At 54.6% G+C, this 14,977-nt stretch carries 14 protein-coding genes; 4 read left to right on the top strand and 10 right to left on the bottom strand.

Annotated features, from left to right (window positions below):
* The first annotated feature begins 256 nt into the window (after positions 1 to 256).
* Positions 257 to 2,392 (top strand): TonB-dependent siderophore receptor, encoded by a 2,136-nt coding sequence (locus tag IBT46_RS24635; protein WP_200547803.1) that lies wholly within the window; start codon positions 257 to 259, stop codon positions 2,390 to 2,392.
* A 788-nt stretch (positions 2,393 to 3,180) separates the two neighbouring features.
* On the opposite strand, the gene IBT46_RS24630 is transcribed toward IBT46_RS24635, so the two are convergent.
* Both IBT46_RS24630 and emtA read right to left on the bottom strand, forming a co-directional pair.
* A complete protein-coding gene (locus tag IBT46_RS24630; RefSeq protein ID WP_105592759.1) occupies positions 3,181 to 3,429 on the bottom strand; it encodes a GlsB/YeaQ/YmgE family stress response membrane protein in 249 nt (82 codons plus the stop codon).
* 140 nt (positions 3,430 to 3,569) lie between these two features.
* Complete coding sequence (emtA, locus tag IBT46_RS24625; RefSeq protein ID WP_172606584.1) at positions 3,570 to 4,178, bottom strand: membrane-bound lytic murein transglycosylase EmtA; 609 nt, start codon at positions 4,176 to 4,178, stop codon at positions 3,570 to 3,572.
* 308 nt (positions 4,179 to 4,486) lie between these two features.
* On the opposite strand from emtA, the gene ldcA reads away from it, so the two are divergent.
* Both ldcA and IBT46_RS24615 read left to right on the top strand, forming a co-directional pair.
* A complete protein-coding gene (gene ldcA / locus IBT46_RS24620; RefSeq protein WP_200547802.1) occupies positions 4,487 to 5,428 on the top strand; it encodes a muramoyltetrapeptide carboxypeptidase in 942 nt (313 codons plus the stop codon).
* Positions 5,429 to 5,579: 151 nt separating this feature from the next.
* Complete coding sequence (locus tag IBT46_RS24615; protein ID WP_105592762.1) at positions 5,580 to 5,825, top strand: DinI-like family protein; 246 nt, start codon at positions 5,580 to 5,582, stop codon at positions 5,823 to 5,825.
* Between the two features lie 621 nt (positions 5,826 to 6,446).
* Here IBT46_RS24615 and IBT46_RS24610 read toward each other — a convergent pair.
* The 4 genes from IBT46_RS24610 to IBT46_RS24595 form a co-directional block, all read right to left on the bottom strand.
* Positions 6,447 to 7,376, bottom strand: a complete 930-nt coding sequence (locus IBT46_RS24610; protein ID WP_200547801.1) for an ornithine cyclodeaminase family protein — start codon at positions 7,374 to 7,376, stop codon at positions 6,447 to 6,449.
* A gap of 248 nt (positions 7,377 to 7,624) precedes the next feature.
* Entirely contained in the window at positions 7,625 to 8,494 is an 870-nt protein-coding gene (locus tag IBT46_RS24605; RefSeq protein WP_200547800.1) for an EamA family transporter, read from the bottom strand.
* A gap of 10 nt (positions 8,495 to 8,504) precedes the next feature.
* The gene (locus tag IBT46_RS24600; protein WP_234480282.1) at positions 8,505 to 9,854 is read right to left on the bottom strand and encodes an aspartate aminotransferase family protein; all 1,350 of its coding nucleotides are present in this window, start codon (positions 9,852 to 9,854) and stop codon (positions 8,505 to 8,507) included.
* A 2-nt stretch (positions 9,855 to 9,856) separates the two neighbouring features.
* Entirely contained in the window at positions 9,857 to 10,915 is a 1,059-nt protein-coding gene (locus IBT46_RS24595; protein WP_200547799.1) for a phosphotransferase, read from the bottom strand.
* 262 nt (positions 10,916 to 11,177) lie between these two features.
* Here IBT46_RS24595 and IBT46_RS24590 point away from each other — a divergent pair, with 262 nt between their 5' ends.
* Positions 11,178 to 11,924, top strand: coding sequence for a GntR family transcriptional regulator (locus IBT46_RS24590; protein WP_200547798.1), 747 nt, complete (start codon positions 11,178 to 11,180; stop codon positions 11,922 to 11,924).
* A gap of 25 nt (positions 11,925 to 11,949) precedes the next feature.
* Here IBT46_RS24590 and IBT46_RS24585 read toward each other — a convergent pair whose 3' ends face one another.
* The 4 genes from IBT46_RS24585 to IBT46_RS24570 are packed head-to-tail and all read right to left on the bottom strand — an operon-like array spanning position 11,950 to position 14,915.
* Entirely contained in the window at positions 11,950 to 12,702 is a 753-nt protein-coding gene (locus IBT46_RS24585) for an amino acid ABC transporter ATP-binding protein (protein ID WP_234480281.1), read from the bottom strand.
* 16 nt (positions 12,703 to 12,718) lie between these two features.
* Positions 12,719 to 13,402 (bottom strand): ABC transporter permease, encoded by a 684-nt coding sequence (locus IBT46_RS24580; protein WP_200547797.1) that lies wholly within the window; start codon positions 13,400 to 13,402, stop codon positions 12,719 to 12,721.
* 2 nt (positions 13,403 to 13,404) lie between these two features.
* On the bottom strand, positions 13,405 to 14,115 hold the full coding sequence (locus tag IBT46_RS24575; protein WP_200547796.1) for an ABC transporter permease: 711 nt from the start codon (positions 14,113 to 14,115) through the stop codon (positions 13,405 to 13,407).
* 26 nt (positions 14,116 to 14,141) lie between these two features.
* Positions 14,142 to 14,915 (bottom strand): lysine/arginine/ornithine ABC transporter substrate-binding protein, encoded by a 774-nt coding sequence (locus IBT46_RS24570; RefSeq protein ID WP_200547795.1) that lies wholly within the window; start codon positions 14,913 to 14,915, stop codon positions 14,142 to 14,144.
* Positions 14,916 to 14,977: the final 62 nt, after the last annotated feature.

Here is a 14,977-nt window from a genome sequence, read left to right as displayed (position 1 = left end):
CCTCAAGCCTCAAGCCTCAAGCCTCAAGCCTCAAGCCTCAAGCCTCAAGCCTCAAGCCCATCATTTTCAGGTTAATTACTGAACTACAACAGGCAATTATTAACTGTAATTAACACTTGAAAGCGTTAATCGAAAAGATAATACTTCTCATTGATATTATTACAACTCTTTACATTTATCTGCCTATATCAATACAGACAGATAAACCGCACTCAACGCGGTGGCACGTTCTAAACCCTAATAAGAGACTTTAACAATGAGTATGGCTTTCAACCTGAAGCGTTCTGCGCTGCTCTGTTCACTCGCGCTCGTCGCACCCGGGATCGTCTTTGCCGCAGAAAACACCATTACGGTAACCAGCGCACCGGAAGAATCCGCCACTTCACCGACCGAAGGCTACACGGTCAAAAGCAGCAAGGGCGCGACCAAAACCGATGAACCGCTGATTACCACCGCGCAATCCGTTTCGGTTGTTACCCGCCAGCAGATGGAAGACCAGGGTGCCATGAGCGTCAACCAGGCACTGAACTACACTGCCGGTGCCTTCACCAACTTCGGCGGTGCCGCTACCCGCTATGACACCGTTTCACTGCGCGGTTTCCACGGCGGTGATGTGGATAACATCTTCCTCGATGGCCTGCGCCTGATGAGCGATCCGGGCAGCTTTAACGTATTGCAAGTGGACCCGTGGTTCCTGGAACGTATCGACGTGATTAAAGGCCCCTCCTCCGCGCTGTACGGTCAAACCGTGCCGGGCGGTCTGGTGATGGAAACGTCTAAACGCCCGCAGTTTACTGAAGAAGGCCATTTCCGTACCTACGTGGGAAATAACAGTACCTCCGGCGTGGCCGTTGATTACACCAACGCGATTAATGACCAGCTGGCCTTCCGTCTGACCGGCCTGACCCACAGCAGCGACACGCAGTACGACCACACCCGCGAAGAGAAATACGCGATCTCCCCTTCCCTGTTGTGGCAGCCTGATGAGTACACGTCGCTGTTGGTAAAAGCCTATCTGCAAAAAGATCCGTCCGGCGGCTACCACGGTTCCGTACCGGGTGATGGCAGCATTTACGAGCACAACGGCAAGAAGCTGAGTACCGGTTTCTACGACGGCGATTCCGACCTTGACCGCTTCAAGCGCCACGAGCAGATCTACAGCTACGAATTCGCCCATCGCTTCAACGATACCTGGGCCGTTCGCTCTACCGCCAGCTACAGCCATTCCAACGTCGACCTGGACCAGATCTACCAGATTGGCTGGGTTTCTGCCGACAGCGATATTATGAATCGCTACTACTCCGGTTCCCGCTCTTCGCTGGATGCTTTCGCCATCGACAACCAGCTGGAAGCCGATTTCGCGACCGCTGATATTGAGCATAAAGTGGTGCTGGGCGTGGAATATCATCAGTACAAAAACGATCTGCACGACGCCAGCGGCTATGGCTCACAGCTGAATACGGCAACGGGTCAAACCATCGGTGTGCGTCCGAACTATAACTTTGTTCACTCCGAGCGCCAGTACTATCAGACCGGGATGTATTTGCAGGATGAGATGAAGTGGGACCGCGTACATTTCGACGTGTCCGGCCGCTATGACCGCATCGTGTCGAAAATCAATAATATCGACCTCGGTAACGATAATCGTCGCCAGGATGACCACGTGAGCGGACGCGCCGGTCTGCTGTACGCCTTTGACAACGGTGTGTCACCGTACGTCAGCTACAGCCAGGCCATTACGCCGCAGTCGCTGACCGGTGCTGACGGCAATCTGCTGACACCTACCACCGCCGAGCAGTATGAGGCCGGTGTGAAGTTCCAGCCAGTGGGAACGTCCGATCTCTACTCCGTGGCGGTGTACGATCTGACGCAGAAAAACGTCGGCAGTCGTAACGTGCAGGGTGGCTATTACGACCCGGCTGGCAAGGTCAACTCGCGCGGTCTGGAACTGGAAGCGCGTAATCAGCTGACGCCGCGCCTGAGCACCATCGCTAACTACACACTGAGCCGCGTTCGTTATAAAGAAGCGATTGATGCTTCGACCGGTGAGTCTATCAACGGTCATACGCCGTACGTTTCCCCTAATGCGACTGCATCTGCCTGGGCTAACTACAAGTTTGACTATGGTCTGAGTGCCGGTGCGGGTGTGCGCTATATCGGTAAGCAGTGGGCTGACAATGCCAATACCGTGCGTCTGCCGTCGGTAACGCTGTTTGATGCATCGGTTCGTGCGGATCTGGGCGCATGGAACAGCAGCCTGAAAGGTGCATTTGTGCAGGTGAATGCCAATAACCTGACCGGACGTGACTATGTGGCGGCCTGCTACGGTTATGGTTACTGCTACTGGGGCGCGGAGCGTTCGGTGGTGGCGACCGTGGGGTATGATTTCTAATCCCAGTTTGAGCCAGCGCGCTCGGGTGCGCTGGCTCAGATCGTTTGGCTGAATCGGTGATTCGTTACGTGTACGGTGACCGTGCTGATTGGTGATTTATTGCCTGCATGGCCGATGGCAACAACCGATGGCAACGCTGACTGGTGGTTTTCCCTAATGGGCGGTCCTCGCGCCGCGTTGTGGTGCCTTCACTTCTTTCGTCAGCCTTTCGGACCAGTGCAGACGGGGCGTCCTGCCCCGGCTGCACTTTTCGTCCGCATCCATGCGGCCGAATCCGGCCTTCCTCTCTCCGTTCAGCGCTGTGGATGCCCAAACGGGAAATCCGCCAGTCCGCTTCGTAACTTCAGCGTTACCTTCAAGAAATCGACCCATTCAGATCAGGCAGCGACACGCATAGCCGAAAGGGAGTCAGCCTGTGCGACGGACGGGTAATCCGCAGCGCCGAGGTGAAAGCAACTGGCCAGGAGACGCCAGCAGGACGCTGGCGTCAGGCGGGGTCGGTACAAGGATGTACCGTCTCCGCCGGTCCGACCGGCCAGATGCTGTAACCGAGGGCACCGCGCAACACGCGGCGCGAGGACCGCCCGGCCGCCGCACAGGCTGACTCCCTGACACCTCTGACAACGCTGTCACCGCTTCCCCCCTGCACCGCTGTCACCAATGCACCAATGCACCAATGCACCAATGCACCAATGCAAGCATCCACGCCACCAATAAAAAAGCCACCCTCCTTAACAGAGAGTGGCTCCACAATTCTCAACGAAACCAGCCCGCAGGCCCCATTCGTATCAGCTACGTACCTTGCGATAAATCCACAGCACCACAATCGCGCCGATCACCGCAACCACAAAGCTGCCGAAATTAAACCCGTCAACCTTACCAAAACCAAAGAAGGTACTGATCCAGCCGCCGACAACCGCACCGACAACCCCCAGCACCACGGTAATGATAAAGCCGCCACCGTCCTTACCTGGCATAATCCACTTGGCGATAATACCGGCGATCAATCCAAAAATGATCCATGACAGAATACCCATTTACTCCCCCTTAATGATTACCGTTATCAAACTGGCACGATTAAAACTGCACTAAGTATAGGAGAGGATTCTAAGTCTGTGATTTAAGGACAAACTTTTTCAGCAATTTTTTTTGGTACTTATCAACATCGGTTGACGGCTTAAATCGTACGATAGGCGGTTGTCACCTTCCATAAATAGCGCGGAGCCTGCGCCGCCGGGTGATTGTTCTGCACGTGCTGATAAAACTCATCCGGGCTCATGGCATTAATCATCGCAATCGCCCGATTGCGATCCCGCGAGAAAGTCCGCAGTAGCGCACCGGCACCGTTAGCATAGGAAACGATAGTTGCGTAGCGCAGGGTCTCAGGATTGCGGATACCGGCCAACTGCTGTTGCTGTAAGATACGCAGATAGGCCGTGCCGATATCGATATTTTTGACCGGATCGCGCAGTTCACTTTTGCTCGGCTGCCCGTGGCGGCCCTGTGCACGATACACTTCGCGCCCGGCAGTGGAGGCTTTAATCTGCATCAGGCCAACGGCATTAGACTTGCTGACCACCGTTGGATTGCCGCCGGACTCCACGGCAATAATGGCATCCACCAGTTTCTGATCGACCCCGTAGCTACGGGCGGCGTTTTCAGTAAAGAGTGACCAGGCCTGTGCCACTTTCTGTGGCGGTGCTGACGTCAGCGGGGTATCCGGCTGATGAACGATCTTCTTTGCGGGTTCGCTGGCGCAACCTGCCAGCAGTAGTGCAGCCATCATGGCTGCTAATTTCACGCATTTATGCACGCTTGTTTATCCTCTGGGCCTGGCGTCGCGCCTATCATACGACTTGCCGGTTAGCAGAAAATTGCCGTAATTCTTAATTTGCTGGCTGCGGCTGATGACATCACTACGGCTTTTCGTCATCATCGAAAGAATTCGACAGCGAGTGTACAAAAATAATTCACTTACCGGCGTATAAATTTTCACCAGCCTGCGGCAGAGCACACTTTTTATTGCCGTACATGCTGTCAAAATTGTTGATAAACGTCGGTTAAACCACTATCCGGATGAGATAAGTACGTATTATGACCGTGTCTCCACGAAATATTCATCTGATCGCCCCTTCTGGCTTTTGCCACAATCCGGATGCCGCACAGCGCGGTATTGACCGCCTGCGTGCAGACGGACATCGGGTGACCCATACCGACATTATCAGCAGACGCGAACAGCGTTTTGCCGGTAGCGACAGCCAGCGGCTGGCCGACGTTAACGATCTTGCGCGGCTGGAAACACTGCCGGACATTGTGCTGGCCGTACGCGGCGGCTATGGTGCCAGCCGCCTGCTGCCAAATCTTGACTATAAAAGCCTGGCGGACCGCCTTTGTGGCAGGCCCGTTGCGCTGTGTGGGCACAGTGATTTCACCGCCATACAGCTTGCCCTGCTGGCTCAGGCCGGATTGCAGAGCTTTAGCGGCCCCATGCTGACAGGAAATTTTGGTACGGAAACGCTCTCTGATTTCACCCTCGACAACTTCTGGCTGGCGCTGACCTCTACGCAGTTCACCCTGCGCTGGCAGACCACGCCACAGCAGCTCAGCACGTCGGGCACGCTCTGGGGGGGGAATCTGGCGATGATCGCCTCGCTGATCGGCACTCCCTGGCTGCCGGATATCCGCGACGGAATTCTGGTGATCGAGGATGTTAATGAGCATCCATTCCGCGTTGAACGCATGCTGCTACAGCTGTTGGAAAGCGGTATTCTGGCGCGGCAGAAAGCCATTGTGACCGGCAGTTTTACCGGCAACACGCTTTCTGACTACGATAACGGTTACGATTTCAGCAGCGTATGGGAGCTTATAGCGCAGCGCAGCGGACTGCCGCTGGTAACCGGCCTGGACTTCGGCCACGGTCACGATACCGTTACGCTCCCGCTGGGCGCACGGGCCGAGCTTAACGTTAACGGCAGCGATGCCGCACTGGCGATTTCTGGCCATACGACGATCGGATCGGCACCGCTGAGTCAGTGATTCGGTGAAAACGTGCTCACCGCGCGGCAGATTTGGCTGAGACCAGCCAGCATGCGGGGCGAGCACCCGTTCACCCGACGAAATAGTGTTTGAACCCGCTCTCATATACCTGTATTTTTATACAGATAAATTTAAAGGGAGCGAAAGTAGAATGTTTGTTGAACTGATTTATGACAAGCGCAACGTGGCGGGACTGGCGAACGCAGAGCAGCTGATACTGGAAGAACTGGAAAAACGCGTTCAGCGGGTTTTCCCTGATGCGCAGGTCAAAGTGAAACCGATGCAGGCCAACGGCGTAAAAAGCGACGCCAGTAAAGCCGATAAATCCACGCTGCTGCGTATCATCGAAGAAATGTTTGAGGAAGCGGACCAGTGGCTGATTTCTGAAGAGTATTAATGTGGGAAAGGGTGATCCAACATTTTTTTTGATTTCGCTCGCAAATAACGCGTTTTTGCCTGGCAATAACTGAGAATACTCCTATCATTAAAATTAATCGATTTCCCTGGTGTTGGCCCGCATTAAAGCTCTTGGCGGGCTTTTTTTTTGCGTAAATATAAGTAAATATTAACTGTTATAACATACACTGCCTAATTTCTCCTGAAACAATTCTTATGCTTTCTTCCCTTTTTAATCACGCCTCGTAGCCCGAAATATTTTCCCTGAAACGCAATCGGCCAGTAGCCAGCCTTGCCACATTTTAGCCCTGCGAAATTGTGATTCCGATCAATGCATAATCGACACTTTAGGTGCAGCATAGCCACGCTATTTACGTTCCTGAAAGAAGAAAAAACAACGAAAGGACAGACATGAACGCCGTACTATTTTGTGCCCTGTTGCTGATTGGGGGGCCATTGATGGGATTTTTGGTGATCGTTGGCGCCTGCCTGCCGGGGATGCTGGGAGAGATCCTGCATCGACCCCGCCGTCATTAGATCGGCGGGCCACTAACCGGCATCCACCCGATAAGCGCCAGTAAAAATAACCACCGGGTGAATCATAACGTCTCTACGCTACGGATTACCGGTTTAAACGATCGATCACCAGCAGGCTGACCATCAGGTCCAGGTGCGCGCCGCCCGCATTCTTATACAGCGTAATATCCTGCTGCTGCCGGCAGAAGCTCGTGTTCTGGCAAATTTCATAGAGATCGGCCTCGATATGCTGTTCCGTAATCATGCCCAACCGCAGTGGAATATGAAGATCGCCTGACATCGCGGCGTTGGTTCGATCGTCGACAAATACCCGCGCTTTTGCCACCGCTTCGCCGTCTGCTTCCTGCATATCCGGGCGATAGCCACCCAGCAGATCGATATGCGTACCGGGCTGCACATCTTTCCCCAAAATCAGCGGTAACGCCGAGCTGGTGGCCGCGGTGATAATGTCCGCGCGGCCTACCGCTGCGCTAAGATCCTGCACAATTTCCGCTTCAATCCCCTTCTCTCTCAGCGCGGCCAGCGTCGCAGCCAGCTTTTCAGCCGTGCGGTTCCACAGCAGCACGGTGCGAATGGACGGTCGGATATGCAAATAGGCATCGACCAGCGCCGTTGCCACCGGTCCGGCCCCCAGCACCAGCAGTGTGGCGCTATCTTCACGGCTCAGTATACGGGCGGCCGCCACCGAATCCGCCGCCGTTTTCCAGCGGGTAATCGCCGGGCCATCAAGCACGGCAGAGATCGCTTTTGTCTCTTCGTCTATCACCACAAAAGCGGCATCCTCCGCCGCGCGTGGCGGTTTTGCCTGTGCGTTAGCCGGATAAATTGAGGCGATTTTTAATCCGGCACCGCGACCGGGCAGAATAACGCCCCGGCTAAGCAGGCCATAAGCGGCATCACCGAGGAAAAAGCCTTCCCCGGTATGGCGAGCCCCCAGATGCGCCGAGTGAATGGCGTTGATGACGCCCTCCCATTCCAGCAGGTCATGAATGATTTTTGCGGAAATAAATTGCATAGTGAATTTATCCTGGATGAGGTATTGGAAAGCCCATAACAGGAAATAAATGTGCATGGCGTATTAAGACAAATCAACCCGAAGGGATCTGTCATCATGCTGAAAAATATAACTCTTCTACGCCACTACGGTAGCTATCTACATTCAGTAAAACAAATTTCCAGCCAGTCCATAGACTTAGTTAAAACCAATAAAATCAGAGAGTTTATCCGTTAGTTAAGATACAGATCACATTGTGCTATCACGGGTTATTCAGTCTGATACCTTTTAAATAACGCCAGAGGGTTAACCAGTGCCAGCAGCGTCCCTCCCACAATCAGCGATGCGCCTGTTATCTTCCACGGATTAAGGCTATCGCCGAGCAGGACGGCACCAAAAAAGATGGCAAAAACCGGGCTGAGCAGTGAATACGGCATCACCTTATTCACCGGATATTGCTTCAGCAGCCAGTACCACAGGGAATAGGCAATCACGGACGAGCCGATGGCGCTGTAAAACACCCCGAGCCAGCCCTTCCATGACGCATGTTCAACGGCGGCCAGCTGCCCGGTTTCAAACACGGCTGAAGCCGCTGCAACCAGAGGAATGGCAAGCAGTGACAGCCAGCCGGCCATGGTTAGCGGATGGATCGGCACCGAGCATTTTACGATGATATTGGTGAGCGCCCAGCCCAGCGCGCTGATCAGCAGTAAAGCCAGTGCCAGCATGGATGCCGATGACGGGCTACCCGCCAGGAAAAACACGCCCGACAGCGACAGCCCAATCCCCAGCACCTCAATTACGCTGAGCTTTTCCTTCAGCACCACCGCCGCCATGATCATGGCGAACGGCGTTCCCAGCTGGACCACAATCGCCGCCGTTCCGGCATCGGCGTAGCGCGTGCCGACAAACAGCAGTGAGAAATGCATAAAGCCAAAGGTAAAAGCCAGTAAGACCAGTACCCTGAACTGCTGCCGCGTGATTCTGGCAAAGGGCACGACCACTACCGCCACCACCACAAAGCGCAGCAGGGTCATCAGCAGCGGCGGCAGCTCCGTCACGCCAAGTTTGATCGCCACCACGTTAAACGCCCAGATCGTAACGACCACAATAACAATCAAGAAATGACGGAGTGCCACGATAGGTTCCTTAACCGATAACCGACTTGAGCGTGTCTTCAAACTGATTGAGCAGCAGCTCGGCGTTCTGCTGCGTAAAGGTCAGCAACGGGCGAATCTTCAGGCTGTTTTCCCCCTTGCCGGTGGTGCTGATCAGGATGCGCCGCTCGCGCAGCTCACTCACCACCTTCCGGGTCAGTTCACCGTCCGGCTGTTTGCCGTCGGGATCTTTGACAAACTCAATGGCGTGATAAAGGCCCGCACCGCGCACATCCCCTATCTGCGGGTATTTTTCGGCGATAGTACGGAACCCGTTCAGCAGGAAATCGCCCAGATGACGGGAGTTCTCCAGCAGATTTTTATTCTGGATCTCATTCAGTACGGCCTGTGCGGCGGCAATGCATACCGGATTCCCGGCAAACGTATTGAAGTAGCGGATTTTCCGGCCAAAGTCGGCCAGCAGAGCGGGTTTGGCCACCACGGCAGCGATCGGCAGGCCGTTGCCCATCGGTTTGCCCATCACCACCAGATCGGGATGAATCGCGTGCCGCTGATACCCCCACATGTGCGAACCGGTACGGCCAAATCCCGGCTGCACTTCGTCCGCAATGTAAACGCCACCGTGCCGGTGCACGACCTCGATCGCCTTTTGCAAAAAGCCGGTGGGCGTGGTCAGCAGGCCATCGGTGGAGAAAATACTGTCGGCAATAAACCCGGCGAAGGTAATCCCGTGGCGCTGCATATCCGCAATCGCCGCTTCAATGTCATCGGCCAGACGCTGCCCCACATCCACGCCGTCTCCGGCCCGATAGCTGTCCGGTGCGCGAACGGTTCTGACGTGCTGATCGACGGGGACGTGCTGCCCCATGGTGGTTGAGATCGCCGCCACCGTGGTGGTGATACCGTGGTAGGCATAGTCGGTGACGATAATGCCGCTGCCGCCGGTATAGAATTTGGCGATGCGCAGCGCGAGATCCACCGCTTCGCTCCCCGTGCAGGTATACATCACATGGCCCAGCTCGGGCTCAAACGTACCCAGCAGCTGTTCGGAATAGTTGAGGATATTTTCACTCATATAGCGGGTGTGCGTATTCAGCGTGGCGATCTGGCTGGATACCGCCTGCACCACGGCGGGGTTGCAGTGGCCTACCGAAGGCACATTGTTGTAGCAGTCGAGGTAGGCATTATCCTCCGCGTCGTAAAGGAACACCCCCTCACCGCGCACGAACTCCACAGGATGTTCATACATTAGCTTGTAGGATGGCCCCAGCAGTGATTCGCGACGGGAAACGATGCCGCGTTCGCGGGCGTTCAGTTCATCTAACCGGGCAATATCGAAGCCGTTCTGCATACCCGCCGTAGCGGAAAAAGACGAGGACATAGTTATTCCTTACAGGCTGATTGAATAAGCGATCGGGTTGTTTCTGACGGCAGAGCCAGCAGCTGTTCCAGCTGTAGCCAGCTCATCGCAGTATTTCTGAGAATGTAGTCCCGGTTTTCCGGAAACTGGCGGGCGCGCCATTCGGTGATCACGATGCGTACAAACATGCGGGTGAGGAACAAATCAAACATGATATCGATTTCCTCATCCTTCAGCGGTACCTCACTGACGTAGCCGCGCAGATAGGCCAGCGCGCCGGTCAGCAAATCATCACCGGTGCCCATCTGGTAGGACGCGCCAACGGCCGCATCGATAGCAATCGCGGTGTAGACGGCATCACCAAAATCCAGGATAGCCGCGATCCGATCGCTGTTTTGCGCATCGACCAGCACGTTGTCGCCGTTCATATCGTTATGCACCACGCTTTTTCTCAGCGCAGGCAGCCGTGGTTTGACGCGGGTTTCGAAACGTTCAAGGCACAGCGCCAGCATCGCCTGCCGCGCAGAGCCGTCGTTTTCCGGCATATATTCCCGCAGTGAGGAGGCATTCTGCGCATCCCACAGCAGGACATGCAGCATCCCCGGATGGCTGAAATCGCTGAGCGCACGGGTTACCCGCCCCGCCATGCGGCCCAGGTTAACTTTCTGCATTTCCGTGGCCGGCGAATGGGCCATTAGTTGCCCTTCCAGGTAGCTGACCACTCTGACGGTGCGCATTTGCCCCAGGCAGTCGATATACAGCTCGAACCGGCCGTCAATACTCGCTTTGACCTGCTGAATGGGCAGCTCAGGTTGGCGCTGGTTGATATGGCACATCAGCGCGGTCTGGAAATGGCTGACCTGCCGTTCCTCTCCGGGATGGGCGAATTTCAGGGTGAATTTCTCCCCTTCTGCGCACTGAACCAGAAAGTTTTGATCTCTTTCGCTACGCAGTTTAGTGACCTCACCGCGAATACCGTAGTGCTCCTGAAGTACAGCGGCAGCAAAGTGACAGTCAATATTGCTTTGCCGCGCGGTCAGTGCATTGGTCGCTTCCGCGGCCGGTGAAATATTCTCTGCCATGCCATTTACCGTTTGTGATTAATTACGTGATATATTGGCATATCAGATATATTTAATAAACAGATCGCGAGTAAAAGAGTGCATAAATTCATCTGATATAAGAAAACAGCATGGCAGAACAAGGAAGGCATAAGAAGAAGCGATTCTAAACAACGCGTTAACTCAACCCATCGCTTCAAAGAGGCTTACGCCCAAAGGCTTTCGTGATATATTGCCTGACAAATCTACGCTTCATTCGTCCGAAAGTTTACGAGGTATATCAATGGGTTTTCTGTTCTCAGCAGAGATGCTTGACCACCGGTTACCGAAAACCATGCAGATCTTCACCCTGATGCGCGATGCGATCATCGCCATGCGTTTACCTCCCGGTGAGGTGATTCAGGAGAAAGAGATCGCGGCCCAGCTGGGGCTGTCGCGCACGCCGGTGCGTGAAGCGCTGCTTTCGCTCGCCGCACAGAATTTGATTATCGTTCGCCCCAATCAGGGCACTATCGTCAGCCCGATTGATATCAAACTACTGCTGGATGGTCAGTTCCTGCGGGAGTCGCTGGAACCGCGCATCGCCAGGCTTGCCGCCCGTTTTTACCGCCCGGATTATGCGATTGAGTTTGACGAAATCATTAATCGCCAGCGTTTTGCCGCCGCGAATGCCAACACCAGCTATTTTTTCGCACTGGACGATGAGTTCCACAAGCTGATTGCGAAATGTGCCAATATGCCCGAAATATGGCTGACGCTGCACGGCGGAACCGGCCATCTTGACCGGGTTCGCCGCTTAGCCTTTTCCGTTGAGCAGCATTATGAGGCGGTTATTCAGGAGCACGAAGCGCTGTACCAGGCGATTCGTCGCGGTGATGAAGAGTCAGCTGCGGAATTAATGACAATTAATCTCGAAGTTTACGACAGTTTAATGATTCTGCTGGATAAACATCGCCATTATTTTGAAAAAGACGATGCATTATTATCTCAGCTTGAAACAAAACAGGGGCTACAACATTTACTGGGATAATAAAGAGGCCAGCGCCTCTTTATTATTAATGCGAAATCTGCCCAATAAACTGACGGGCACGTTCGGATGCGGGATGCGTAAAAAAGGCATCCGGCGTATTAATTTCGACGATTTGCCCCTGATCCATAAACACCACCCGGTCTGCGGCCTTACGGGCAAAATCCATTTCATGGGTCACGCACATCATGGTAATGCCGCTTTCCGCCAGCGATAAAATCACGTCCAGCACTTCTTTCACCATTTCCGGATCTAACGCCGACGTGGGCTCATCCAGCAACAGTACCTGCGGCGACATACACAGGGCGCGGGCAATGGCTACGCGCTGCTGCTGACCGCCCGAAAGCTGGCTGGGATAGTGGCTCATTTTGTGCGACAGCCCGACTTTGGTCAGAAACTGCTCGGCGCGTTCGCGCGATGCTGATTTTGCCAGCCGCAGCACCGACTGCGGTGCCAGCATGCAGTTTTCCAGCGCGGTCAGATGCGGAAAGAGGTTGAAGTTCTGGAACACCATACCGGTTTCACGGCGCACCTTGTCGTCTCCCGCCCGTGTTACTCCTAAATCGGTGCCGTTGACCACCAGCTTACCCTGCTGATATTTTTCCAGACCATTCACGCAGCGGATCAGCGTGGATTTTCCGCTGCCGGACGGACCGCACACGACCACGATCTCCCCTTTTCTCACCGTCAGTTCAATATCGCGCAGCGCGGCATAGTCGCCGTACCACTTGTTGACGCCGTGAAACTGCACGATCAGTTTATGTTGTTCGTTATTAAGCATGTTCTTCTCCAAACCGTCAGGGCCCGACGCTATGCCGGGTCAGGCGGTGGCTGATAACCAGAACCAGGCGACGAATGATTTCAACGATAACCAGGTAGATCACCGCCGCCCACAAATAGACCTGAAAATCGAACGAGCGCGAAAACGCCAGCGCCGTGGTGCCCATCACCTCCATCACGGTGATGGTGCTGGCAATGGCCGACGACTTCATCATCAGCACCGCTTCATTGCCCAGCGGGCGTAGTGCCACGATGGCCGCCTGCGGTAAAATAATCTTCAGAAAACCAGCGGTTCGCGTCATACCCAGCGCATGGATAGCTTCTCGCTGGCCGCCCGGCACGGACTGGATTGCGCCGCGCCAGATTTCCGCCTGATAGGCGGCGGTGTTCAGCGTGAAGGTGAAAACGGTGCACCAGTAGGCCTCTCGGAAAAACCACCACACTCCCAGCTCCTGGAGTTCGTGGCGGAACTGGCCGGCACCGTAATAAACCAGAAACGTCTGCGCCAGCAGCGGCGTGCCGCGAAAAAAGGTGATATAGACGGAAGCAAAGCTTCTCAGCACCGCCGAGCCGGACATCCGCAGCATCAGGATCGCAACCGAGATCGCCGCACCGGCCAGAATCGACGTCAGCACAATCTGGAAGGTCAGGCCCAGGCCCGCCATCATGCGTGGGCCATATTCCTGTAAAAGTGTGAACATGCTTAGCCCCTCGCGTAGTACCGGTTGGCCCGGCGCTCAAGCCAGCTGAGGATCAGCCCGGAGATGGATGAAAAGATCAGATAGACGGCGCAGGCCAGCGCGTAGAAAAAGAACGGCTCTTTTGTCGAATTGACCGCTACGTAGGTTTGCCGCATCAGATCGGACAGCGCAATCACCGACACCAGCGAGGTATCTTTCAGCAGCACCAGCCAGACATTACCCAGCCCCGGCAGCGCGATCCGCCATACCTGCGGCAGCGTTACGCGGAAATAGCGGGTTTTCGGCGACAGCCCGAGTGCGTAAGACGCTTCATACTGCCCCTGCGGAATCGTGCGCAGTGCGGTATAAAAGATCTCACATGAAAACGCCGCAAAGACCACGCCAAGCGCGATTAGCCCGGCCATAAAGCCGTTGATCTGCGGCGTTTGCCAGCCGAGGAAGTCGCAGGCGGCTTTAATGGCCATCTGCGAGCCATAGTAAATAATAAAAATGGTCAGCAGCTCCGGCAGGGCACGGAATACCGTGCCGTACGCCACACAAAACCGCCGGAGCCACGCTTTCTGGCTGAGCATACCGCTCGCCAGAAGAAGCCCCGCCGCCAGACCAAACGGCAGTGTTGCCACGGCCAGTTCAATCGTCAGCAGCGCGCCGGAAAGGATGGGCTTAGCCCATCCTCCATTACCGAATGACAGATACGTCAGGTATTCACTCATACATTACCTTCAGGCGACACGCGGCGTTACTGGATGGAGAAATCGAAATACTTTTTATTGATACGGTCATAAGTACCGTCGGCGATAATCGCCTTGATCGCGGCGTTAAACCGATCGCGCAGGTCCGGGTCGGATTTACGCACGCCAATCCCTTTCCCCACGCCAAAGTATTTTTCATCACGCACGTCACCGCCGACAAATTTGCAGCATGCGCCGTCGGCAGATTTCATCCAGTCGGCGAGGATCGCCGCATCGGAGAACACCAGGTCGATGCGTCCGTTTGCGAGGTCCATATTGGCATCGTCAACCGTCTTGTACATTTTGACCTCCGTACCCTTGAAGTTGTCCTCCAGATACGAGGCCTGCGAGGTCGAACCCTGCACACCAACCGTGATGCCTTTCAGTGATTCCGGCGTTGTTTCTTTAATCTCACTCTCTTTCACCGCGATGAAGCGGGCCGGCGTTGCATAGTATTTATCGGTGAAGTCAATTTTCTTCTGTCGCTCTGGCGTAATCGACATACTGGCCACGGTGGCGTCATATTTTCCCGACATCAGGCCCGGGATCATCCCATCCCACTCCTGCGACACTATTGTGCATTTCGCCTGCATTTTTTCGCACAGCGCATTGGCGATATCGACGTCAAACCCCGTCAGTTTTCCGTCGGCAATATAGCTAAACGGTTTGTACGTTCCCTCGGTCGCGATGCGGATCTCCTTCCACTCCTTTGCCATAACCGCCTGAGAAGACAAACCTGCCACTACGATGATGCCCGCAACCACTGTTTTAAGAACTGACATGACGACCTCACTGTGTGTTTTGATATACTGATATATCAATATGCAATGAGTATGCCAAACTG

Origin of the sequence: Erwinia sp. S38 (genome assembly GCF_016624545.1) — a bacterium.
In the GTDB taxonomy this organism is placed as follows: domain Bacteria; phylum Pseudomonadota; class Gammaproteobacteria; order Enterobacterales; family Enterobacteriaceae; genus Erwinia; species Erwinia coffeiphila.
This window is presented reverse-complemented; position numbering and strand designations above follow the sequence as displayed.

Coding starts and splice junctions, on each gene's coding strand:
- ldcA (WP_200547802.1), top strand. CDS start 4,487: ATGACCGTGTCTCCACGAAATATTCATCTGATCGCCCCTTCTGGCTTT.
- IBT46_RS24585 (WP_234480281.1), bottom strand. CDS start 12,702: ATGCTTAATAACGAACAACATAAACTGATCGTGCAGTTTCACGGCGTC.
- IBT46_RS24590 (WP_200547798.1), top strand. CDS start 11,178: ATGGGTTTTCTGTTCTCAGCAGAGATGCTTGACCACCGGTTACCGAAA.
- IBT46_RS24600 (WP_234480282.1), bottom strand. CDS start 9,854: ATGTCCTCGTCTTTTTCCGCTACGGCGGGTATGCAGAACGGCTTCGAT.
- IBT46_RS24635 (WP_200547803.1), top strand. CDS start 257: ATGAGTATGGCTTTCAACCTGAAGCGTTCTGCGCTGCTCTGTTCACTC.
- IBT46_RS24580 (WP_200547797.1), bottom strand. CDS start 13,402: ATGTTCACACTTTTACAGGAATATGGCCCACGCATGATGGCGGGCCTG.
- emtA (WP_172606584.1), bottom strand. CDS start 4,178: ATGATGGCTGCACTACTGCTGGCAGGTTGCGCCAGCGAACCCGCAAAG.
- IBT46_RS24575 (WP_200547796.1), bottom strand. CDS start 14,115: ATGAGTGAATACCTGACGTATCTGTCATTCGGTAATGGAGGATGGGCT.
- IBT46_RS24630 (WP_105592759.1), bottom strand. CDS start 3,429: ATGGGTATTCTGTCATGGATCATTTTTGGATTGATCGCCGGTATTATC.
- IBT46_RS24615 (WP_105592762.1), top strand. CDS start 5,580: ATGTTTGTTGAACTGATTTATGACAAGCGCAACGTGGCGGGACTGGCG.
- IBT46_RS24595 (WP_200547799.1), bottom strand. CDS start 10,915: ATGGCAGAGAATATTTCACCGGCCGCGGAAGCGACCAATGCACTGACC.
- IBT46_RS24570 (WP_200547795.1), bottom strand. CDS start 14,915: ATGTCAGTTCTTAAAACAGTGGTTGCGGGCATCATCGTAGTGGCAGGT.
- IBT46_RS24610 (WP_200547801.1), bottom strand. CDS start 7,376: ATGCAATTTATTTCCGCAAAAATCATTCATGACCTGCTGGAATGGGAG.